The 23,423-nt window shown below is 52.1% G+C and carries 21 protein-coding genes; 3 read left to right on the top strand and 18 right to left on the bottom strand.

What is annotated here, in order from left to right; genetic code table 11:
* Positions 1 to 1,536, top strand: a complete 1,536-nt coding sequence (locus BN3003_RS16565) for a helicase HerA-like domain-containing protein (RefSeq protein ID WP_058357721.1) — start codon at positions 1 to 3, stop codon at positions 1,534 to 1,536.
* Between the two features lie 66 nt (positions 1,537 to 1,602).
* Positions 1,603 to 3,699: a phosphate acetyltransferase gene (gene pta, locus BN3003_RS16560; RefSeq protein ID WP_058358097.1), complete on the top strand. Its 2,097-nt coding sequence runs from the start codon at positions 1,603 to 1,605 to the stop codon at positions 3,697 to 3,699.
* Positions 3,700 to 4,026: 327 nt separating this feature from the next.
* Here the strand turns inward: pta and zapE are convergent, their stop codons facing one another.
* Both zapE and BN3003_RS16550 read right to left on the bottom strand, forming a co-directional pair.
* A complete protein-coding gene (gene zapE / locus BN3003_RS16555; RefSeq protein WP_058357720.1) occupies positions 4,027 to 5,052 on the bottom strand; it encodes a cell division protein ZapE in 1,026 nt (341 codons plus the stop codon).
* Between the two features lie 4 nt (positions 5,053 to 5,056).
* Positions 5,057 to 5,800, bottom strand: a complete 744-nt coding sequence (locus tag BN3003_RS16550; RefSeq protein ID WP_058357719.1) for a sulfite exporter TauE/SafE family protein — start codon at positions 5,798 to 5,800, stop codon at positions 5,057 to 5,059.
* Positions 5,801 to 5,908: 108 nt separating this feature from the next.
* On the opposite strand from BN3003_RS16550, the gene BN3003_RS16545 reads away from it, so the two are divergent.
* Entirely contained in the window at positions 5,909 to 6,772 is an 864-nt protein-coding gene (locus tag BN3003_RS16545; protein ID WP_058357718.1) for a LysR family transcriptional regulator, read from the top strand.
* A 98-nt stretch (positions 6,773 to 6,870) separates the two neighbouring features.
* On the opposite strand, the gene BN3003_RS16540 is transcribed toward BN3003_RS16545, so the two are convergent.
* From BN3003_RS16540 to smc, 16 genes are all read right to left on the bottom strand, one after another.
* Positions 6,871 to 7,143: a hypothetical protein gene (locus tag BN3003_RS16540; protein ID WP_058357717.1), complete on the bottom strand. Its 273-nt coding sequence runs from the start codon at positions 7,141 to 7,143 to the stop codon at positions 6,871 to 6,873.
* A gap of 192 nt (positions 7,144 to 7,335) precedes the next feature.
* Positions 7,336 to 7,788 (bottom strand): hypothetical protein, encoded by a 453-nt coding sequence (locus tag BN3003_RS16535; protein WP_058357716.1) that lies wholly within the window; start codon positions 7,786 to 7,788, stop codon positions 7,336 to 7,338.
* The gene (locus BN3003_RS16530) at positions 7,781 to 9,250 is read right to left on the bottom strand and encodes a sensor histidine kinase (RefSeq protein WP_058357715.1); all 1,470 of its coding nucleotides are present in this window, start codon (positions 9,248 to 9,250) and stop codon (positions 7,781 to 7,783) included. The genes BN3003_RS16535 and BN3003_RS16530 overlap by 8 nt, the downstream gene beginning before the upstream one ends.
* A complete protein-coding gene (locus BN3003_RS16525) occupies positions 9,226 to 9,888 on the bottom strand; it encodes a response regulator (protein ID WP_058357714.1) in 663 nt (220 codons plus the stop codon). Before BN3003_RS16525 ends, BN3003_RS16530 begins: the two co-directional genes overlap by 25 nt.
* A gap of 90 nt (positions 9,889 to 9,978) precedes the next feature.
* Positions 9,979 to 11,259 (bottom strand): iron uptake transporter deferrochelatase/peroxidase subunit, encoded by a 1,281-nt coding sequence (gene efeB, locus BN3003_RS16520; protein ID WP_058357713.1) that lies wholly within the window; start codon positions 11,257 to 11,259, stop codon positions 9,979 to 9,981.
* 62 nt (positions 11,260 to 11,321) lie between these two features.
* Complete coding sequence (gene efeO, locus BN3003_RS16515) at positions 11,322 to 12,503, bottom strand: iron uptake system protein EfeO (protein ID WP_058357712.1); 1,182 nt, start codon at positions 12,501 to 12,503, stop codon at positions 11,322 to 11,324.
* Positions 12,504 to 12,525: 22 nt separating this feature from the next.
* A complete protein-coding gene (gene efeU, locus BN3003_RS16510; protein ID WP_058357711.1) occupies positions 12,526 to 13,347 on the bottom strand; it encodes an iron uptake transporter permease EfeU in 822 nt (273 codons plus the stop codon).
* Positions 13,348 to 13,552: 205 nt separating this feature from the next.
* Complete coding sequence (locus BN3003_RS16505; RefSeq protein WP_058357710.1) at positions 13,553 to 14,329, bottom strand: enoyl-CoA hydratase/isomerase family protein; 777 nt, start codon at positions 14,327 to 14,329, stop codon at positions 13,553 to 13,555.
* A 28-nt stretch (positions 14,330 to 14,357) separates the two neighbouring features.
* Complete coding sequence (locus BN3003_RS16500) at positions 14,358 to 15,401, bottom strand: hypothetical protein (protein WP_058357709.1); 1,044 nt, start codon at positions 15,399 to 15,401, stop codon at positions 14,358 to 14,360.
* 222 nt (positions 15,402 to 15,623) lie between these two features.
* Positions 15,624 to 16,658 carry a hypothetical protein gene (locus BN3003_RS16495; protein ID WP_058357708.1) on the bottom strand — a complete coding sequence of 345 codons (1,035 nt, stop codon included), beginning with the start codon at positions 16,656 to 16,658 and terminating at the stop codon, positions 15,624 to 15,626.
* Positions 16,648 to 17,265, bottom strand: coding sequence for a hypothetical protein (locus BN3003_RS16490; protein ID WP_147645458.1), 618 nt, complete (start codon positions 17,263 to 17,265; stop codon positions 16,648 to 16,650). Before BN3003_RS16490 ends, BN3003_RS16495 begins: the two co-directional genes overlap by 11 nt.
* Before the next feature lie 10 nt (positions 17,266 to 17,275).
* The gene (locus BN3003_RS16485; protein ID WP_058357706.1) at positions 17,276 to 17,842 is read right to left on the bottom strand and encodes a hypothetical protein; all 567 of its coding nucleotides are present in this window, start codon (positions 17,840 to 17,842) and stop codon (positions 17,276 to 17,278) included.
* Positions 17,839 to 18,696 (bottom strand): hypothetical protein, encoded by an 858-nt coding sequence (locus BN3003_RS16480; protein WP_058357705.1) that lies wholly within the window; start codon positions 18,694 to 18,696, stop codon positions 17,839 to 17,841. The genes BN3003_RS16485 and BN3003_RS16480 overlap by 4 nt, the downstream gene beginning before the upstream one ends.
* Entirely contained in the window at positions 18,693 to 19,094 is a 402-nt protein-coding gene (locus BN3003_RS16475; RefSeq protein WP_058357704.1) for a hypothetical protein, read from the bottom strand. Before BN3003_RS16475 ends, BN3003_RS16480 begins: the two co-directional genes overlap by 4 nt.
* A 14-nt stretch (positions 19,095 to 19,108) precedes the next feature.
* The gene (tenA, locus tag BN3003_RS16470; RefSeq protein ID WP_058357703.1) at positions 19,109 to 19,780 is read right to left on the bottom strand and encodes a thiaminase II; all 672 of its coding nucleotides are present in this window, start codon (positions 19,778 to 19,780) and stop codon (positions 19,109 to 19,111) included.
* A gap of 102 nt (positions 19,781 to 19,882) precedes the next feature.
* A complete protein-coding gene (gene smc / locus BN3003_RS16465; RefSeq protein WP_058357702.1) occupies positions 19,883 to 23,329 on the bottom strand; it encodes a chromosome segregation protein SMC in 3,447 nt (1,148 codons plus the stop codon).
* Between the last annotated feature and the right edge of the window lie 94 nt (positions 23,330 to 23,423).

Here is a 23,423-nt window from a genome sequence, read left to right as displayed (position 1 = left end):
ATGAGTCTACCGTTTACCATTGCCCGCACTGCTGCTGCACATGAATTGAACATCGTCGCTAAAATGGCGAACAGACATGGATTGATTGCAGGGGCCACGGGCACTGGGAAAACGGTAACTTTACGAAAAATGGCGGAATGCTTCAGCGATGCTGGCATTCCGGTTTTTTTATTGGATGTTAAAGGCGATTTATCGGGTATCGCCGAAGCCGGTGAACATGCAGGCATGGTTGCCAAACGCATGGACGAATTTGGCTTAAGCCCCGAGTATTTACACCGTTTTCCGGTGCGTTTTTGGGATGTGTTTGCGGAAAAAGGCATTGCTTTGCGCGTGACCATTTCGCAAATGGGTCCGTTATTGTTGTCGCATTTGATGGGCTTGAACGATACCCAAGCCGGTGTGATGACTTTGGTATTCAAAGTCGCAGATGACAAGGGTTGGCATTTGCTCGACCTGAAAGATTTGCGCGGCATGCTCAAATATGTGTCAGACCATGCCAAAGAATTTCGTGGGACGTATGGCAATATTTCTGCGGCCAGTATCGGTGCGATACAGCGGCAATTATTGCAGTTGGAACAAGATGGTGCCGATGTGTTTTTCGGCGAGCCAGAACTGAATTTAGACGATTGGATGCAAACCGAAGGCAGCCAAGGCGTCATCAACATCATGCAAGGCGAGCGTTTGATGCGTTCGCCGCGCATCTTCAGCGCTTTCTTATTGTGGTTATTGGCAGAGTTGTTTGAACAATTGCCCGAAGTCGGGGATTTGCCACAGCCCAAATTTGTGATGTTTTTCGATGAAGCACACTTACTGTTTGACAGCGCAGAGCCGGCCTTATTGCAACAAATCGAGCAAGTGGTGCGCTTAATTCGCTCTAAAGGCGTGGGCGTGTATTTTGTTACCCAAAATCCATTGGATTTGCCAGATACGGTATTGGGTCAATTGGGCAATCGGGTGCAACATGCGTTGCGTGCGTTCACCCCTCGCGATCAAAAAGCGGTCAAAGCCGCCGCCGAAACCTTTCGCAGCAATCCCGGTGTCGATGTGGTCACCACCATCGCCGAATTGGCCACAGGCGAAGCCTTGGTGTCTTTCTTAGATGAAAAAGGCATGCCGACCCCAGTAGAGCGGGCATGGGTATTGCCACCGAGCAGCTTGTTAACGCCGTTACAGGCCGATGTGTTAAACGATAAAATACACCATGATGATTTGTATGCCACTTACAAAGATGCTGTAGATGCGTATTCGGCTTACGAAGCCATCATGGAATATGAACAGCAGCAAGCGACTGCCGCAGAAGCCGCAGCCTCGGCACCCGCCGAGCCGACTCCAAGCAAAGCCGCCGCAGCCGAGGAAGAAGACCCCGGCTTATTGGATGGTTTGTTAACCGGACTTTTTGGTGGCAGACGTAAAAACAATGCCAATATCAGCAATAAAATCGGTGCCCAAGTGGGGCATACCATCTCCAACAAACTCACCAAAACCATCAGCGACAGCATCACCCGCACCATTTTAGGGGTGATAAAAGGCAAGTAATCAGGTATGGTGAAAGGCTTTCAGGCGACTGAAAGCCTTTTTTGTTTGTTAACAACCGGAAACTTTATGTCAGCATTCATCATTGTACCAACCAGCAACCGTGCAGGTCTCACCAGTGTCAGTTTGGGTATCTTGCGTGCATTTGAACAAAGCAATAACAAACCTCTGTTTTTCAAGCCAATAGAACAAAGCTACGTCACCCAATTGGAACAGCAAATTGATCCAGCGGTGCATTTTGCGCAAGAGTTGTTCCACCTGCCCACGGTGGCACCATTGGCCTTGAGCGAAGTGGAAATGCTGATTTCGCAAGGCAAAGACGATGACATGATCGAGCTGGTGGTGCAGCGCCTGAGCGAATTGCGTTTGCAGCAAGCCCATGATGTGGTGGTGATAGAAGGTGTATCGCCTGACAGCGACCGACCGTTCTTGGCCGATAAAAACTTGGCTTTGGCGCGGGCTTTACAGGCCGAAATCATCTTGGTGGTCAGCGCTTACAATGCCACGGCCGAACAAGTGGCTGAGCAAGTGGCGTTGTATGTACATGATTACGACGACGATCATGTGCGCATTGCCGGTTTTGTGTTGAATTCCATCAATGTGGCCGAACAAGAGTTTGTGCCATTTGTGGAAGAAGTGTCGCGCCGCATTGCCTCGAATCGTGCACCATTGGCTTGTTTGGGCGCGGTGAAATACGCGGCGGAAAAATCGATGTTCCGCATGAAAGACATGGCGCGTTATTTGAATGCGCGGGTGTTGCACGGCGCTGAATTTTTGGACAGTTCACGCGTGAAAGAATTAGTGGTGGCAGGGCGTTCGGCCACGCACATGGTTGACCGTTTTAAAGCCGGTGCCGTCATCATCGCCTCGGGCGATCGCGAAGATGTGATGATGGCCACCGCTTTGCGCGTCATCAGTGGCACGCCGCTGGCTGGGGTGATTTTGACCTGCAATGAAATCCCATCGCAGAATTTACAAGCCTTGATTGCGCCGGCTTTGAAAAGCGAGTTACCGGTATTGTTGACCGAACACGATACCTTCAATACGGCCAATATCTTGTCGCACATGCCCAGCGGCGTGCCTGCCGACGATTTGAGCCGTATGGACAGCATGGTTGATTATGTGGCGGAGAATTTGCAAATCAATGCCTTATTGCAAAATCTTGGTCAATCCAAAGACGTGCGCTTGTCGCCGCCTGCATTCCGTTACCGCATGATGCAATTGGCGCGTGCTGCTAACAAACGCATCGTCTTGCCTGAAGGTTCGGAGCCGCGCACGGTACAGGCCGCCATTATTTGCCAACAAAAAGGCATTGCGCGCTGTGTGTTATTGGCCAAGCCGGCTGAAGTGCAAGAAGTGGCCGAGAAATTGAATGTGACATTGCCTGTGGATTTGGAAATTCTCGATCCGGATTTGCTGCGCCAGCAATACGTGGAGCCTATGGTGGCGCTGCGCAAACACAAAGGTTTGACGCCGGAATTGGCACTGCGCCAATTGGAAGACACGGTGGTGTTGGGCACGATGATGTTGGCGCAAAACGATGTCGATGGTTTGGTTTCGGGCGCCATCCACACCACCGCCAATACCATTCGTCCAGCCTTGCAATTGATCAAAACCAAGCCTGAAGCCAGTTTGGTGTCGAGCGTGTTCTTTATGCTGATGCCAGACCAAGTGCTGGTGTATGGCGATTGCGCCGTCAATCCAGAACCTTCGGCGGCAGAACTGGCCGACATTGCGATACAATCGGCTGATTCTGCCAAGGCGTTTGGGGTGGAACCCAAAGTCGCGATGATTTCATATTCCACCGGCACCTCAGGTGCGGGCGCGGAAGTGGAGAAAGTTAAAGAAGCCACTGACTTGGCCAAACAAAAGCGCCCTGATTTGCTCATCGACGGCCCGTTGCAATACGATGCCGCCAGCGTGCTCAGCGTTGGCCGTCAAAAAGCGCCGGACAGCCCTGTTGCCGGCCAAGCGACGGTGTTTGTGTTCCCCGATTTGAACACCGGCAACACCACTTACAAAGCGGTGCAACGCAGCGCCAATGTCTTGAGCGTGGGCCCGATGTTGCAAGGCTTGAACAAGCCAGTCAACGACTTGTCCCGTGGCGCGTTGGTCGATGACATTGTTTACACCATCGCCTTAACCGCGATACAAGCAACGCAATAGTCTGATTAAGACCATAGGGTTTTTAAAGCGGCCTGTAAGCCTTTACAGGCCGCTTTTTCATGCTGAAATTTGATGTAGACCCTATATTGAAGTCATTCAATCTTAAGCTGATGCGTCATATGACACGGGCTGTCCAAAGGCCAAAATTGCATTTCACATAAGCGGCTGTACAAGCGTTTGGTATCTAAATCCTGCGCATGCGGTGTTAACAGTACCAATAGAGGCTGCTGTGCCCAGCAATATAAGCCAATAGGATTTTAAAGCGGCCTGTAAGTGCTTACAGGCCGCTTTTTCATGCTGAAATTCGATGTAGACCTTATATTGAAATCATTCAATCTTAAGCTGATGCGCCATATCACACGGGCTGTCCAAAGGCCAAAATTGCATTTCACATAAGCGGCTGTACAAGCGTTTGGTATCCAAATCCTGCGCATGCGGAGTTAACAGCTCCAAAATGGGCGCATCTGTGCCCAGCAATAGCGGGCGTTTGGCATCGTATAAAACGTCTATCAACCAAATAAAGCGGCGCAAGCCATTGGCATCATGGAGGTTCTCAGCACTCAGACCACTGATGATGATTAAGGGCCAGGCAGTGGCGATGTCCAAATAATCGCTGTAGGAGCGGGGGCTTAAACAGATGTGCTCATAATCAAACCAAATATGGCTGTCTTGCTGCGAGAGCACGGGTATCCAGCGGCCATTGATGTGTATGGGTGCGGTAATAGCGTGCTGGTCAAGCGGTATGCCCAGTTGCGCCAGTCGGTGCTGCAGTTGGGTTTGTACCTCTGCATCTTTTCCCATCACAAACTGCGATGCTAAGGATGAGAAGGCAGACAGTTGGCGGTAGTCGATGTCGCCCTGTAAATGCTCGATGTGAAAATGCCGTTCTATCAAGGCGATGAGTTTTGTCGCGTGCATTTGTCTTCCCGGTATGTTTAACAGCGCTGCGGGTGGGTAATTAGAGGTCAAGATGATGGCTGTTTTGCGGCTTAATAATGCGCTGAGTAAGCGTTCTAATATGTGGGTGTCCGCCACATCGTGTAAGTGCATTTCGTCTAGGCACAATAAGCGGTATTGGCTGGCCAGCTGTTGGGCAAACATCACAATGGCGTCTTGTTGGCGGTGCACAAACGAAAATTGCTGTATTTCGCGCATCAATTGGTGCAAGTGCCAGCGTTTGGCTGGGTGAGGATAGTGTTGTAATAAGGCGTCCATCAACATGGTTTTTCCTCGGCCTGCTTGCCCCCACAGGTAAAAATACTGTGCTTGCGGCTGCTTGATTAAGGCGGCGAGGGCGTCGGCAACGCTTTGTTGCTGGGGATTCAGCACAACGTGGCTTGGTGGTGGCAGCATGGTTTCAATTCCAATAGCGATACAGGATGTGGATGCCGGTCAGCAATAACAGCCCGTGTATGGTTTGCTGAAACTGGGCGGGTGGCAATGTGTGGCTGAGTCGGCGGCCTAAGTAAGTTCCCAGCAGCATGCAGGGCAATAAACACAAGCATAAAAGCAGTAATTGAGTATCGGCATAAGTGCCCATGGTCATGTACAGCACTACCCGAAACAAGGTACTACAAGCGATGAGGGTGGACAGTGTGGCGCGTATGGCTTGCTTGTCGGGGACAGTGGCACTGAGGTAAATGGCGTATAAAAAGCCACCACTGCCAAATACCGCCCCCAATACGCCACCCGTCAATCCAAGCGGCAGGGCCAATGCCTGTGCCATGCGAGCCGAAGGCGGGCGCTTACACCAACCATAAATGGCATACACCACCAGCAACACGCCCATACCCAACATCAGGGTGTGCAGCTGGGCCTGTAGGAGCAATGTGGCACCGATGCATGCACCTAATAGCAAGGTGGGCAACAAGGTTTTTAAGGCTGAACGCTGCGCAAATTTTCGGTCGTGATAAACGTTATTGCAGGCGGCCAACACATCCAATAAGGCCAGTAACGGCACAATTTTGGGAAGCGGCAGATACAGGCTGAGCAAGGGCGCCGCGATTAAGGCCGTACCAAAACCAGAGATGCCAAAAAGGGTGTAAGCCAGCAATACCGAACTGGCGATGATGAACAGGGTAGAGGCTGCTAGTGGGTACATAAGCGCAAAGGGATAGGCATTGACACAAGTGCTACTGTAGTTCAGGATAATTATTCTGAAAATCAGAAAATAATTGATGAATGTTTCGATATTTTAGGATGATGGTACATGCAAACGCTTTTGGATTTGGTGGCATTGCGCACTTTTGTGGTGGGGGTGAAGTTGGGCACATTCAACCAAGCTGCCGCCAAGCTGGGTCGCTCCAATTCGGCAATCAGCTCGCAAATTAAAAAATTGGAACAGCAACTGGGTCAAACCTTGTTTGAAAAATCAGGTCGCTGTTTGAGCCTGAATCCGCAAGGCGAGCTGTTGTTTTCCTATGCGCAGAGGCTGTTGGATTTGAACGATGAAGCGGTGTTGGCTTTGCAACAGCAACAATCGCAACAAGTGGTGCGCATCGGGATACAAGAGGATTTTGGCAGTGGCTTTTTGAGCTCGGTGTTGGGGAAATACCAACGCGCGTTGCCGAATGTGCAGGTGAATGTTCGTTTGCAGCGCAATGCCGAGTTGATTAGTGCGGTTGAAAAAGGTGAATTGGATTTTGCGGTGATTTGGGCTTTGAATCCCAGCGCGTTTCATGCTGAAACCTTGGGCGAGTTTCCGCTGCGTTGGATAGGCAGCGCGGTGCAAACATCGGTGTTAAAACCCGATGCTAAGGTTGATATGGTGGTGTTTGACGAGCCTTGTCACATGCAAAAAATCGGTTTGGACATGCTCAATCGTGAGCAACAAGCATGGCACATCAATTGTAGCAGTATCAGTCTCAATGGCATTTGGGAAGCGGTGGGCGCAGGATTGGGGGTGACGGTGCGCACTGCGGTGGGTGTGCCTGCACATTTGAAATTTCTGCCCTCACCACAGCCTTTGCCTATGGTTAGTTTGCAGTTTTACGGCATGGGGCAGCACGACGGTGCGGCTATTGCCACTTTGAAACAATTGATACGTGAACGGGTTGTTGATTTGCCCAGATAACTTGGGAATGGAGTACATCGTGAGTGTGGATGATGGATTTAAACCTGTGCCACATATCGATAAGCGGCCTGTAAATCTTTACAGGCCGCTTAGGGTTGTCAATCATCGCTTCTTGGCCATTGTGGCTGGTTGGGCATGCCGTAACGGCCTTGGCCGTTTTTATGGATGCGCAATTTCTTGCTGCGGTATACCCGCGGTTCGTCAGCGCGTGGACCCGTCATGCCATCGGGGCGGTCTTTTTTCTTGTGCATGCGCTCGTGGTCGGGATAGGGGCGCTCAGTTGACTGTGGGTAGGGTTTCGCTGGTTTCTCAGCCCAAGCTGGCAAACTCATCAAGCTGAAACACACACACAGCAACAGTGGTAATTTCATGGTTAAACTCCAAAGAGGGGTTTGGTTTGCGACAGCAGGCAGACTGTCTGTCAGGGGAATCTGCCTGCTGTGGGGTTCGCAATACCGATATGAACTCTGTGTTGGATATCTCGTTCATATGGCTTGCAGTATAGGAAACCAAACTTAGTACAAACTTAGATGTATGTTAAATCGTGTTAAATCTGCGCGCACTCAAATGCCCAAGTTCAACACCGCCATGTCCAAATGGTGCATGGCCTCGCGCAACACGAGCTGGTAAGCAATCGCTTGCTGACCAAGCGGGGCACTGGCAAATGCCATCGGGCGGTTTAATTGGGATACCAAGGCATCAAAATCGCTTTCCACTTGTTCGCGTGTGAGTTCACGCTTGAAGATGCCCATGCGTTGGCTGAGCTCATTCAACATCACATCATCACTGTAAAACTGTGCGCCTTCAGGCAGCGCCGCCCGCAAAGGCGACAAACCATCTTCTATGGATTGAATCGCATATTCGATATCCAAGGTAGACGGCGGCGTGTGGTTAAACCAATTGGCCACCATTTGGTAACCGAGCATGGCGGTATGGACATTGTTTTGGTGTAACAACATCAATTTGTCGGCATGCAAACGCCAAATCACGCGCTTAGAAACACTGTTGTCAGTCATGGCCTTGCTCACTCACAGGAAAGGTTACGGTCACCACCAAGCCTTGGGGCTGGTGGTCGCTCAAGACGATGTTGCCATGGTAGCGTTCTACCAAATTTTTGACAATTGCCAAGCCCAAACCAGAGCTGTTGTGGCGGTTGTCATCGACGCGGTAAAACGCGTCCCACACCAAGTCTTTGTGGGCATCGTCTATGCCGATGCCATTGTCGATGACGCTGATTTGGATGTGTTGCGGCAATTGGCTGATGGCGACATCGACTTGGCCGCCATCGGGCGTGTAGCGCACAGCGTTTTCAATCAGATTTTGCAACAAGGTCTGAAAATCCAAACTGCTCAGCGCCAATTGCACCTCCATCAATTCGGTTACACCCAAATCAATGTTTTTTTCCAAGGCCAAAGGCAGGCATTGTTGCAACACCAAGCCGACTTCTTCTTCCAAATGCAAAAAAGCCGGCTGTTGCTGCGTCAGCACTTCCTCACTGCGCGCCAAGGCCAACAGTTTTAACACCAAGTCGCGCTGTCTGGCCAAACCGGCCTGTAATTGGGCCAAGCGTTGTGCCAATTCTTCTGCGCTGAGATTCTGTTGTTGCAATTGCTCGGCCTGTAAACTCAAGGCGGTGAGCGGGGTGCGCAATTGGTGGGCGGCATTGGCTATCAAGCGCCGATTCAATTGCATCGCTTCGTTCAAACGCGTGAACAAATCGTCTACCGCTTGGGTAAACGGTCGCAATTCGCTCGGGATATTGTGTTTGGCCAGCGACGGCGCATGCAATTGGTCCACGCTGGCGATTTCTTCGGTCAGGCTGCGTATCGGTTTGAACACTTGATACACGGTGATGTAGACCACCAAAATCAACAGCGGCAACAATACCAACATCGGGATTAAGGCTTCCCATGCGCTGTTGCGCGCCAATTGGTTGCGAAAGCCATTGGGCTGCGCCACGATGATGCGCTGGTCTTTCTGGGTGAGCAAATAGGCGCGCCACGTATCGTCTTTGCCTTGCAAATCGTTAAAGCCATCGGGCAGGGTGGCCAAATGTGCCGCCACATCGTCGTAATCAAACAATAAGGCCAAATCAGGATTGTCGACGGTGTCGATGATGGTTTGCTGCTCGTGCGGTGGCGGGATGCGGCCAGGAGGGTTCGGCGGTGGTGTTGGTAAAGGCTTGGTGTGGCTGACAGCGGGGGTATTGGCGCTGGCACTGGTCGCACTGGCGGTGTTGGTGCCGCTGCCATTGGCATCGCTGCTGGCGGTATCGTCTTCAACCAAACTGACATTGTCGTCTTGCACCATATTGACCAAAGCATGCATTTGGCGGTCTTGCATGGTTTGCACGCGGTTGTAAGTGCGCACAAACGACCACACACTGGCCGAAGCGGCCAACACCAGCAACACCACGCTGATGGTCAGTGCCAGCCGAAACTGCAATGATTGATTTATGCCGCTTTGTCGACGAACCATCCCAAACCTCTGACGTTTTTAATGCAGTCGCTGCCGAGTTTCTTGCGCAAGCTGTGGATGAGGAATTCTATCGCATTGCTTTCCACTTCTTCGTTCCAGCCGTAAATGCGCTCTTCCAAATCGCTGCGTGACATGATGGTGCCGGGGTGTTGCATCAGTGCCAGCAATAATGAAAACTCGCGCGAGGACAGGCGCACCACTTGTTCGCCACGGCTGACTTCTTTGGTGGCGGGATTGAGTTTTAGCACGCCATTGTCGAGTATCGGGTCGGCCTGACCTTGGCTGCGGCGGCTGATGGCACGGATGCGTGCCAACAATTCTTTAAATTCAAACGGCTTGACCAAATAGTCATCGGCACCGGCATCCAAACCGATGATGCGGTCGTCAACGGTGTCGCGCGCGGTCAGCAGCAATACCGGCAGGGTAGAATGACGCTCGCGCAATTCTGCCAATACCTGTAAGCCATTTTTCTTGGGCAAACCGATGTCAAACAAGCCCACATCGTATTCGTGTGTGGCCAAGGCCAATACTGCGGCTTCGCCATCTTTGACCCAATCCACGGCGTAAGCCTGTTGTTGCAAGCCTTCGTACACCACTTGCCCTATCATCAAATCGTCTTCAACCAATAAAATACGCATGCCAATGTCTTTGTGTTTGTAGGGGTTTATTATGACACAGCCACACCGTCTTGTTGGTGTGGCTGTGTTTTGAGCGCGAAGCAGTCGCAGTTAAGTCAATTGTTCGGCGGCGATTAACAGACTTTGGCCGACAAATTCGCCTTTTTTAAAGCCCGGCAAAGTGAAGAAGAAGCCACCACCGAAAGGCTTGATGTATTCTTCCAAGGGTTCACCGTCCAAGCGTTTTTGCACGTCGATAAAGCCGTCCTGTAAATTCGCTTGGTAGCAAATGAATATCAAGCCCACATCCAATTGCCCCGATTTTTGCAAGCCCAACGAGTAATTGTAAGGGCGGCGCAACATCAGGCTTTTTTGGGTTTCTTTGGTGCGCGGGTTGGCCAAACGCATGTGCGCGTCCATAGGGATTTTTTTGCCGTCCACATCTTTGCTGTAATCGGGCTCATCGTACTCGCTCTTCATGCCCAAAGGCGCACCGTGGGCTTTGTCGCGGCCGAATATCATTTCTTGCTCTTTCAGTGGTGTGCGGTCCCAGAATTCAACCAAATTGCGGATTAAGCGCACTGCTTGGTAAGAGCCGCCTTTGGTCCAAGCCGGTTCGTCTTGGCTGTTTGGTGCCATACCTGTCCACAAGAAATCATCGGCTTGTTTGGGTTTGGGATTGGCCGAGCCATCTTTAAAGCCCAATAAATTGCGCGGTGCCGCACCCGGTTCGCCCTTGGGCAAGAAACCGTCTATGCTCCAACGCACCACCGCTAAGCCAGTCACCGCCTTCATGATGTCACGCAGTGCATGCATATTGGTTTCGTGGTTATTGGCACAGAATTGCAAAGTCATGTCGCCATGGCAGTATTCGGCGCGCAACATGTCGTTAGGAAAACGCATCATCGGTTGCAAGTGTTTGGGTTTCAAACTGGCCAAACCAAAGCGCTCATCAAACACGCTGCTGCCCAAAGACACGGTCACGGTCAATTCATCCGGTGGCACATTCATGCCGATGATGCCGCTACCAGCGGGTGGCAATTGCGGATGGGCATCGGGATAGCGGCCGCCTTTGCTTAAGAATTCAATGCGGTCGGTGATGATGCGCAGCAATTTTTGCAAATCGCCTTTGGTCGTGCCGGTGATGTCAAATGCGGTGATGATGGCGCAAGGCTGGTGTGCCGGTACTAAAATGCCCGCTTGGTGCACACCGTGGCAATCAATGGAGGTGCTTGAGTGTCCTGCGGTGGCGGTATCGTTTTGGTGGCTGACCAAATAACCACCGGCAGCGCCCACTGCCAAACCTGCTGCGCCTACGGCGGCGGTTTTAAACAAACAGCGTCGGCTAGGATTGGCGACAGATGCGGCCTGTAAATCTTCTTTGTCGGTCATGTGACAACTTCCTTTGCAAAAGGCTGCCCTAAAGGCAGCCTGTGTCTGAACTGCAATGCGGCTTAGTCTAAGCCTAAAGTACCGCGCAATTTGGCCAATTCTTCAGCCAAAGTTTGTACCGGTGCTTTCAAGGCGGTGCGGTCGGCATCGCTTAAGGCATCGTAAGTTTTGAAGCCATTGCCTTGTTTGTATTTGATCAAAATATCGTCAACAATTTTGAATTGCGCATCGACTTTTTTTAGCAAATCAGGGTCTTTGGCTTCGATTTGTGGGCGGAACAAATCAACGATTTTCTGAGAGCCTTCCATATTGGCATAGAAGTCTGACAAGTCGGTGTGGCTGTAACGCTCTTCTTCACCGGTGATTTTGCCAGCGGCCACTTCTTCAACCAAGGCAGCAGCGCCACCTACCACTTTGCTAGGTGGGAAACCCAAATTGTCGATTTCGGTTTGCAAAGTCTTCACATCGGCCAACAATTTATCGGCAATCGGGCCCATGTCTTTGATGTTCTTTTGTGACCACAATGCGTATTCCAATCGGTGGAAACCGGTGAAATTAGGGTCTTTTTCTTGGGTTTCAAATGCATCGGCACGCGCGTCGATAGAAGCATCCAATTCCGCAAACAATTCGGCAATTGGTTCAATGCGTTCGTAATGGGTGCGGGTGTCGGCGTACAAAGATTTGGCTTTTTCAGCATCACCGGCTTTGACAGCAGCAGTAAACGCTTCGGTTTTGGCCACCAATTGCTTCATTTCTTCTTGCACATAGGTTTTGTATGCGCTCAAAGGTTCGGCCAAGGCGGCGATTTCAGTGGTTTTGGCATCGGCTTTGAAGCCAGCGTTTTCAGTCACTATCAATTTGCCGCGTGGGTTGCTGAGCAAGCCACAGGTGATTTCGTATTCACCTGGTTGCAAGGTCACGGTCAGTTTTTGCGTCAAGCCCGGCGCGATGTTTTCACGCTCATCCACTATCATCACGCCTTTTAAAATTTCCCATTCCAAAGCCTTCATGGAATTGTTTTTCACCACAAACGTGGTTTTGCCAGCAGGCACGGTCAATTCCATTGGTTGACATTGTTTGTCGTCTACCGCCACTTGCACTTCACCACCGGCAGCAGGTGCGGCAGCGGCGCCACTGGCGGCTTGGGTGTCAGCTGGTTTGGCCGCTTGTTCGCCACCACAAGCTGACAACAATAACGCTGCACTCAAGCCTAGAGCGATGGGGGATAGGGTGAATAATTTCATGATTTTTCCTTATGGAGATATTTTAAGCTTGGGCAGTATTGGGTTTGGCCTGCTTGAAAAACAAAAACAACACAATGATTAAGTACAACAACCATGCACCGACTTCGCCGACAGTGGGCGCGTCGTGATAGCCAAAAAAACCTGCCAACAACACACCTACCGTGCTGTCTACTGGCAATACTTGGTGTAAATCGTAAGCAATGGTTTGGAATGCATTGAAGACACCGGCTTCATGGAAGGCGCGCAAAGAGCCTGAGAACAAGCCTGCGGCCACCACTATGATGATGACACCAGTGAATTTGAAGAATTTGGCCAAGTTGATGCGCCAGCCGCATTGGAAAATCAACCAGCCGATGAATATGGCGACGACGATGCCCAAGATGGCGCCCACAGGCATGTGCCATGTTGGCGCTTGTTCCATCACCGCGATGAGGAAGAAGATGGATTCCAAACCTTCGCGTGCCACGGCCAAGAATGCCATGCCTACCAAGGCCACACCTTGCCATTTGCCTTGCTTGAGGGCGGCCTGTACCGAGTCGCCCAATTGCTGTTTGATGTGGCGTGAGGCTTTTTTCATCCACAACACCATATACGTCAACATGCCCACCGCCACCAAACCGATGATGCCTACCCACAATTCTTGTTGCTTCTGTGGAATCTCACCGGTTTTGATGTGGATGACGTAGCCGATGACGCCGCACAAGGCCGCGGCCAAGGCCACGCCCGACCACACATACGGTAATAAATGGCTTTTGCCTGCTTGCTTTAAAAAACCTGCGATGATGCCGACGATTAAGGCCGCTTCTATGCCTTCACGCAACATGATTAAAAACGCAACCAACATGCTAGAAATCCTGCACTCTCAATAATGGTCGCCATTTTACGCCGCAGTTTGCCTCAATGTAAATGAGAGTTATTTTTATTTAGTTATGAATAAGAACGCATTGATAGCTTTAAATTATCAATACCATTCTCATTCAAGGTTTTACGTTTTTTGAGAACAAACAAAGCTTAAAGAAACCTTAAATGAGACATTGTTTTCATCTTATTTATTTAAATAAAGGCGGGCGTTTGGCCAAAAATGCGTTCACGCCTTCCAAGCCTTCGCTGCTTTGCGATTGCGCCGCCAAAGTTTGTGCTTCCAAAGCCATTTGCGCATCCACATTGTTGTGGTAAGACTGATACATCAAGCGTTTGGTCTGGCCAAACGCTTGAGTTGGACCTTGCGCCAAACGCTGCGCCAATTCTTGTACATGTGGCAACAATGCCTCTGCCGGCAACACGCCATTGAGTATGCCCCAGTCCAAAGCCTCGGCCGCGGATAAGGCGCGGTTGGTGTACAGCAATTCCAAAGCGCGGCGCACACCGACCAAGCGCGGCAAGAAATAGCTGCCAGCACCATCGGGGGTAAAACCGATTTGGTTGTAAGCCATGACAAACTTGGCCTGCTCACTGGCGTAGAGCAAATCACAGCCCAGTGCCAGCGACATGCCACCGCCCGCGGCCACACCATTGATGGCACCGACAAACGGTTTTTGCATATTGACCCAATGCGAAATCGCTTGGTGAAAATACGAGGTAATTTGTTTGATGGAAGCGCCGATTTCGTCGGCATCGGCGGCAAACGTTTTGATGTCACCGCCGACACAAAACGCTTTGCCCGCGCCGGTTAACACCACGCTGCGGATGGTGCTGTCTTCAGAGCATTGTATGGCCACATCCATCATTTCCTTGGCCGAGGCCAAATCGATGCTGTTGCCTTGCTCGGGGCGATTGAGGATGACTGTGGCCACGTGTTGGTGGATGTCTAATTGGATTAAGCTCATATTGTTCCTTGCTAGAGGGCGGTGCGGCTTACAGGCCGCTTGAATTGACGGTAGAAGCTGCTTGGCTTGGCTGGTGTTGCAACCAATGTTTTAATTCTGACAACAATAAGGCATCGTGCGCGTGGGCGACGGTGAGGCTGCCGTGTTGGGTGTGCGCCACCAAGCGGTAATGGTAGCGGCTAGCTGGCTTGTCGGTATTACCCACTTGTCTGCTCACAAACGCCCAAATGACGGCCAAGAAAACCAACACGACAAATGCGATGAACAGTAACTCCAATGTTACTGCGCTTACCATGAACACAGTAAACACCTGCATTGGAAAGAAATACAGCATCATGACTATACACACATACCAAAAAGGCGAATGAAAGCTGCCTGTACTGGCGCTGGCAGGTTCACAACTGCCATCGACTTTTTCCACCACATAGCTTTGCACGCTCGCCAAACGCAGTGCGAATTGATTGTGAAAGTACAAAGCGTGTTGGTGTACGCTGAGGTGGGACAACAAGGCGAGGTTTTTCGGCTCGGTGATTTGGGTGGACAGCCATGTTTGTAAGGCATTGTTGGTGATGATGTGGGCGTGTTTGTTGGCGGGAATGTGGCCAAGCAGCCATTGTTGCAAGGCTTGTAAGCTGGCTTGCTCATACGTTTGCGCCACCAGCACATGTTTTTTTATGCGCGTGTTCAGCCACAATTGGTAATGCTGTTTGGGCAGGAAACGGCGGCGGCGTTTTTGCCATGCCACATCGGCCACACTCGCCACGATGCTGAGTAAAAACACGCTGTTGACATACAGATTTTTGGCCATCACCCCTGCCTGTGCTTCCAGCCAGTTCGGTATCGGTACCACCATTAACAACAGCAATAAGATGACCAGCCACTTGGTGATTTTGGCGCCAGGCAAAGGTGGCGTGCCAGATGCTTTGCTGATGTGCAGGCGGGTGATGTTGCGCACGTCGGTGAGGGCTTTGTGGCCGTGATACAGCGTGTGTTGGCGCATTTTTAATGGCGCCAGCAAGGCCAAATCGGCCTCAGGCAGGTGCAAGGGTTGTAAATGGCTGTATGCGTCCATCGCTGTGCTCATAAGCGGCCTGTAAAGAGAGACGGTAGCGTCGTGCGCTTATTGTATGTGCATATGTGCGCGGCGACAAATGGCGATAGGGTTGGCGCTGTGTGACTGTGTTTACAGGCCGCTTTGATGTTGACTATGCTGCACTGCAGTACCATCACTTTAGTAGGTGGGCGTTGCCAATGTGCAGGACAATGCCACAGGCGCTTGATGTCCAGCAGCGGATTAACGTGGCTGTTGTTGCTCCAGCAGCAATTGCCGCAAACCCATGAGTAAATTGAAATCGTAAGCGGCGGCTATGGGGACATCCATGTGACTCAGCGAGCTGGTGGCCATGAGCAGATAGTGTGCTTCTGCCGCGGCCGGCGCCGATTTTTTGCGGATGGCTGGGAACACATCGGGCAAAGAGAAGAACATGAGGATGGCGCTTAACACCGCCACCAGTGTGCATACCGCCCACAGCCACAGCGCGGGCACAGGCTCATCAGGCAAATAAAAATACAGGCCGATGAGCACCATCACCCACACCTGTACGACAAAATCAGCATATTCATTTAACTGCGGCGCTTGATAAGGCCCTGCCACTTTGTGGATGTGCAAGGCCTGCATGTAGCGCAGCGGCAGAAATGGCTGTTGCTGGCTGTACAACACCTGTTGTTGCAAACGCAAATCTGCCAGCAAGGCCATGTTTTCCAAGGTAGTGTGTTGTTCGGCCAGCCAATCCTGTATCACATCGGCATTCAGGCGTGGCTCACACACACTGTTTGGCGGCATGTATTGGTGTAACCATGTTTGTAAGGCTTGCACAGTATCCAACTCGGTGAGGGTGATGGCCAAGATGGGTGGAGTATGGTGAGGGTATAGCCACAATTGGTAGTTATAACGGTGGCGGGCGCGGTGGTGGCGCAGATGTGGATACAGCAAGGCAGCAAAAAACAACAGCAATACCGCCACCAACAGCAGCAACAGCACATGTAAGGGTAATACTTGATTCAGCCACGGCGACAGCCAGCGCGCCCCCAACATCATACCCAGCAATAACATGATCAATACAATGGTGGGCGCGGGTGTCGGGGCTGGCTGCGTGCGGGTGCTGTGGATGCTGCTGGCTTGGATATTGGCCAGACGAGCGATGTATGCCTCGGGTTGGCGTTGCCACAACACACCATCACAATGGTATTGCTGCAAAGTGGCGGTGTCGGCAGCGTTGCTGGGATGTTGCTGGCGCCACAATGCCAAGAGGTCGGGTTTAGGTGTCATGAGCGGCCTGTAAGTTGTGGGTGACGCGTTGTAAACAGTGTTGCAGCAGGAGCGCGCCCGCTTCGCTGCTGAGGGCACACACCAAGCGCGGCGCTGGTCCAAGCGCTAAATGGGCGCAGACGCGGTAGTGTGCAACAGCAGTGGTGGTGCTTGGCTCGCGTGCCCGTCGGCGCCAAGCCAGTCCCAGCAGCAATAACAGCATGCCCAATAGCCACAAGTTGGCAATAAGAGACAGCCAGTATTGCAACTGCTGCAGAGCCGCAGCGGGCAATAGCCGCGTCAACAGCCACGCCATCAGTAACACCAACAACATCACCGCCGCGTCTTTACTCAGGGCAACAACAGCGGCCTGTAAACTCAGGTATTCCCCATCACAGCGTTCTATGCTGTAAGCACGGACTTGCTCTAAGGCAAACAAGGCTTTGCGGCCGCGATAGAGTTGCCCTTGTTCTAGGCGCAGGTTCGCCAGCTGGCTTTGGTCTGCTGGTGTCCAGTCGGGAGAGCCTGAGTTTGGGCTTAATACATCCAGCAGCGATACCATGATGCGGCCTGTAAAGTATTGGCAGGTATTAAGGGTGGAGGGTGCGGCGGATGGTCTGGAGGCCATCCACAAACGCTTACCTATCAGGTTTGGTCGGCGCTGGCTGCGGTTTGGCTGTAGTGGTGTTGATGCCAGTGTGGCTAACAAAATCACCACTTTGAAGCCATGTTTGCAATTGCAACAACACTTGTTCGCGGTAGGCGCAGGCGAAGATTTTGGTATTGCCATTGTGGTCTAACAGGCTTAATTCATAATGCTCATCTGGCAGCGTGCGCCATTTTTTGAACAGCTGCCACAACACCCAGACGATGTAGATGAGCAAGATGCCGCGAAACAGATTGAAAACGGTTTTGGCCACATCGGCATGCACATATTCTTTGAGCACACTGCTGAGGAGGGGTACCAACACGATGGCCACCAGCAATAAGACCTTGCCCCAAATATGGCGGCGCTTGCGCGCCTGTAGCCAACCAGGTTTGCACACAATGCGGTAGTCGGCGACTTGGGCATAGGCCATCAATGCCTCATCGTAGTGGTAGAAATGTGTGCCATCGAAAGACACATCTTGGAACAAGGCCAGCTCGTCTGCGCTTAAGCCTTGTTGCAATAGCCATGGCTGCAATAAGTCGGTATCAAGTTTCATAAGCGGCCTGTAAGCTGCAAATGCGGTCGTTGTAACGGATGGGCATCAAAATACGCTTGCTGTTGTGCATTCAACCATTGTTGTAACAAGGCCAAACTGGCGCGCTCATTGGCGCGGGCGTACAACATGCGTTGACCATCGCGGTTGTACAGCCACAATTGGTAATGCTCAGTCTGCTGTTGTTGCACCAATTGGCGGTCTAAATACCTGTTGAACACGGTATCCAGCATGGAAATAACGACGTAAGCGACCAAAATCGCGCCAAATGGCAGCTGGGGCCACACCCAAAAGAGGGACCAAGCCACGCCATAGCCGCCCAGACCACACAAGAGTGTGCGCCAAAAAGCATTGTGTTCTAAGTACAGCAGCGCCCGTTGCCACGGCTTGAGTGGGGCACGCAAAGCGCGCACCCGACTCCATTTGCCACCGCTGCTGATGCACAGCAGACACAGATACAGGCCAAACAGCCATGCATAGATTTCGACCGTACCCACCCGCATCCACACCATTATCATCGCCACGCTCACCAGCATAATGAGCACGATGTTAAAACCGTCTTTCCAACTGAGATGGTATTGAAACGGCAGCTCGCGCAAGGCTTGCGGCTTGCTGATGATGTCGCTGCCCACCATATCGACATAAGGCAGGGTTTTTTGCAGGCGTGAGCCCAACAGATTGCGCCATGGCGCTGGGGCAGGGTTGGGCTGCGCCCAAAACCAATCGCGGCCGCCACCGACTGTGGTTTTGTAGACTTCGCTGGCATTGGCGGCGGCAAAGCGCAAATAAGTGCGGTCGAGAGGTGGCAGGTTTTGTGTGGCCAACCATGCTTGTAACAGCTCAGGCTGGGTCTTCATAAGCGGCCTGTAAGCATGGTTTCTGCTTCTTCAGCTTCGCCGTCTTCATTTGACTCAAGCGCTGACAACACCAATTGCACGATGTGCCAAGCGCCGTCCAACATCCAAAATTCTTGTATCAAGGCGGCAGGCGCACTGGCTATGGATTCGATATGGCAGGTCATGCCGTCGTCGCTGAATTGAAAACGCTCGCTGGCGATGAGCCAACGAGCGGGTTTCCATGCTTGGTGAGCCACGGCAAAGGCGATGTGCTGATGGCGCTCGCTGCCTTCGATGTGACCACTGAAACGATTGTGCAATTGGAATTGCGGGTGTTCATGCTGTGCCAATTGCGGCACATCCCCGTCATAATAAGCCTGTAGCCACTGGTTTCGAGCGTGCTGCAATCGTTCTTGCATGGTTTATCCCTTTATCATTTGATCATGTGCGGCCACGTCTCGCGTTTGTAAGCCGAATCCCAGAACAGCCATTCCAGCTCTGCCCCGCGCGTATACGCCGCATGCATTTTTTCTAGAGTGTTTGCATCAGCATTTTCGGCCAGTTTATCAATTGTTTGCAACACTTTTTCCACCGCTTGCTGAAATTCGTCGCTCACATAGGTGTCGACCCATTTTTGATACGGGTTGTTCGGTGCCGATTTGGCGACGATGTCGTTGCCCACTTGCGCGTATATCCAATAACACGGCAACAAGGCGGCCAATACCACCGGAAAGGTTTCGCTCCATGCAGTCGCTTGCAAAAAGCTGACATAGTGATGACAGGCCATAGACAAAGGCGTGTTTTCAAACTGCGCTTGGCTGATACCAAAATCGGCCATAAAACCATCGTGCAGGCTGCGTTCGACCACAATCGCGCCTTTGGCGCCTTCGGTGAATTGAATCACATCGTCAGGATGGTAAGCCTTGGCGCCGGTCACGGCCAAAGAGCGGCCGTAAGCCAACAGGTAATGCGCGTCTTGAATGACGTAATGAATGAACGCGTCTTTGTCCAAAGTACCGGCGGCCAGTTCTTGGTTAAAAGGGTGGTTGACGGTGGCTTGGTACAAATCCAAATTGCGTGCCCAAACATCTTGTGAAAACGACATAAGATTTCCTTCATGTGTGTTGTACAAAAGCGGCCTGTAAGTTACAGGCCGCTTATTGCTGCAGGGTTTATAGCAGAAATCAGGTTGGAAAACCATCGCGCCTTATTGCGCTGCCAATTCCAATGCTTGCTTGATATCGACTTCGACGATGCGCGATACGCCTTTTTCTTGCATGGTCACGCCTATCAATTGCTCGGCCATTTCCATGGTGAGGCGGTTGTGCGAGATGTACAAGAATTGTGTGTGCTGGCTCATTTGCTCGACCAAACGGCAGAAGCGCGAGGTATTGGCATCGTCCAGCGGTGCATCCACCTCATCCAATAAGCAGAACGGCGCTGGATTGAGGCTGAACAGCGCAAACACCAACGACATCGCGGTTAAGGCTTTTTCGCCGCCTGAGAGCAAATGGATGGTGGAGTTTTTCTTGCCCGGTGGGCGCGCCATGATGGCGACACCGGCGTCGAGCATGTCGTCGCCTATCAATTGCAAATGTGCCTCGCCGCCGCCAAACAGCGTGGGGAAGAACTCTTGCATGTGGGTGTTGACCGCATCAAACGTCTGTTGAAACAGGGTTTTGGTTTCGTTGTCGATTTGCGCAATCGCTTCATGTAGCGCATCCATCGCTTGCTGCACATCGTTGCGCTGGTTTTGGTAATAGTCAAAACGCTCGCGCGCCTCGGTCAATTCTTGCAGCGCTGCCAAATTCACCGCGCCCATTGCTTGCAATTGTTTGGCGATGCTGGAGATTTGCTGTTGCAACTTGCCGGCGTCAACATCGGCGATGTCTTGCAAGGCTTGCCAATTGGCGCCGCGTTCTTGCAATTGTTCACCATAGCGCTGCTTGTTCATTTGCGCTTGTTGGGCATTGAGCAATTGCTGTTGCAACTGTGCCCGCCACTGCGGCAGCTGTTGTTCCAATTGTTGTTGCTGCTGTTGCAAGTGCGCGCGCTGTTGTTGCAAGTGCTTGAGCTGTTCTTGGCCTATGCCTATGTGCTCGTCCAAAGTCTTGATTTGCGCGGCCAAGGCGTCTAATGCGGCCAGTAAGTCTTGCAGCGCCTCATCTTCGGCATTGAACAAGGCCAGCGATTGTTGACGCTCAAACCACTGCGTTTCTTGCTCGTGCAATTGTTGCAAACGCTGTTGTTGGTGGGCGATGGCTTGTTGGTTTTTTTGCAAGGCCAAAGTCACCAAGCCTTGTTGGCGTTGCACTTCCAAGATTTGCAATTGGCTGTGTTTCACTTGCTGTTGCAAGGCCTCGCGCTGGGCGCTCAAACCGGCAAAGTCTTGTTGCAATTGCTGTTTGGACAGCGTCAATTGCTGTTGTTCTTGCTGCCACTGTGTTTGTTGGGCTTGGCTACTGCTTAGAGACTCGGCCAATTGCGCCAATTCTTGCGCGATGTGTTCATGGCGCAACTGCCCTTGTTGCATGCGTTCTAGCAGCTTGGTCGCTTCGGTATTGGCACTGCGCAATTGTTCGTGTGCCAATTTGTGCTGCGCTTGCGTTTGTTTGTGTTGCAGCTGGCTTTGTTGCAATTGTTCTTGCAAGTGAGCCAATTGTTGCTGCGCTTGCGTTTGCGCTGGCAACGCGCTGTCCAAAGCCAGATTCAATTCGTTAATTTCGGCTTGGTGTTGCAAGGCCAGGTCGGTGCTGGCGGCCAAACACTGCACGCTCACCGCGTCGACCAATTCGGCTTGTGGGGTGATGAAGCATTGGTATTGGCTTAATTCCGCTTGCTCGGCCAAGGCCGCGGCCAAATTGTCGGCACAGCGGATGTGGCCAAACCACAGATTGATGGCGTCTTGAAAGCCGGCATCGACCTGTATCTGCTGCGCCAAGCTGTCGGGCAACACGTGTTGTGGGATTTGATTGCCGGTGAGCCAAGTGGCGGCTTGCTTGACGGGATGTTGCGCGGGCGCGGCATTGCGCGCATGCTGGCGCTCGCGCAATAAGGACTGCACTGCCTCGCGCCACTGTGGCGCCACTTGTAGGTGTTGCCACAATACCGCCGCCTCGCTGTCGGCCCACACATCGTTGTCATCGCTGCGCGGTAACAAGGCGCTCAAGGCATCGTGTTTGGCTTGCAATTGCATCACTTGTTGCTGGCAGTGTTGCTGTTGTTGCTGTGCGGTGTGCAATGCGGCCTGTAAGTCTTGCGCTTGCTCTTCTTGGCTTTCTAATACCGCTTCCAATTCGGCAGTTTGCAATTGCAAAATGTCGACGCGCTCTTGCGCTGCCGCCACCACTTCGGCTTCGGGCAAGGCCAGCGCCGCCAATTCATCGCGCAATTGGTGTTGGCGCGTTTGCCATTCCAGTGTGCGCGCTTGGCTTTGCTCTAATTGCTGCGCCAGCAAGGCCAGCTCGCGCTCCATGCGGTGTTGTGTGTCTTGCTGGTGTTGCCATGCTTGGTTGCTGGCGTCTATGGCCAATTCGTGCTCGGGCTGTGCCTCGTGCAGGCTTTCCAATTGCAGCTGCCATTCTTCATGCGCCAATTGCTGTTCTTCCAATTGCACTTGTATGTGGGCGATGTTGTCTTGCAATTGTTGGCGTTCACTGCCGATGTTGTGCAATTGTTGGTTGGTTTGCTGCTGCTCGCGTTCGTTGCGCTCGCGACTGTGCTTTGCGTGTTGGATTTGCTCTTCCAAACGCGCGGCCTGTTCGCGCAGCAGCGCTCTTTGTTCGTTCAAAGCGCCCAAGCCTTGTTGTGCCACTTGCTCGTCCACCTGCACTTGGTAATGGGCATCGCCCAATTGCTGCGCCTCGGTTTCGGCCTGTTCCAATTGGGTTTGTAAGGTTTGTTGCGTGCTGGTGGCGAGGTTTAAGGCCGCATCGGCTTCGCGCCAGCGCACAAAATCGGCAATGTCTTGTTGTTGGTGTAATTGTTGCGACAAGGCTTGGTAGCGTTCGGCGGTTTCGGCTTGACGCGTGAGTTTGTCGATTTGCCGTTCCAATTCGGTTTGGATGTCGGCGAGGCGTTGCAAGTGTTCGGTGGTGTCTTTTAAGCGCGCGGCGGTTTCTTTGCGGCGCTCTTTGTATTTGGACACGCCAGCGGCTTCTTCAATGTGGGCGCGCAATTCTTCCGGGCGTGCTTCGATGATGCGCGAAATCATCCCTTGTTCGATGACGGCATAGCCGCGCGCACCGACGCCAGTGCCCAAGAACAAATCGGTGATGTCACGGCGGCGCACCACTTGGTTATTAATGTAGTAATGCGATTCGCCTTGGCGAGTGAGGGTGCGCTTAATCGCTACCTCGCTGTATTGCCCCCAAGCGCCCTGTAATCGGTTGTCGCTGTTGTCGAACACCAATTCGACTGAGGCGCGCGACACCGCTTTGCGCGTGGTCGCGCCATTGAAAATCACGTCTTGCATCGATTCGCCGCGCAATTGCTTGGCTGAGGCTTCGCCCAAGACCCAACGCACCGCATCGATGACATTGGATTTGCCGCAACCATTGGGACCCATCACCGCAACCAATTGGCCGGGAACGTGCAAGGTGGTGGGGTCGACAAAAGATTTAAAACCGGCGAGTTTGATGTGGCTAAGGCGCATGGGAGCTAGATTGGGACGCAAAAACGCATTGTAGCGGAAATTGCCGTTAGCGTCCTGTGTACGCGGCTTTGGCAGCGGCAAAATCGGTGTCGAG

The sequence above is a fragment of the Vitreoscilla massiliensis genome (assembly GCF_001457815.1).
Lineage (GTDB): Bacteria > Pseudomonadota > Gammaproteobacteria > Burkholderiales > Neisseriaceae > Vitreoscilla > Vitreoscilla massiliensis.
This window is presented reverse-complemented; position numbering and strand designations above follow the sequence as displayed.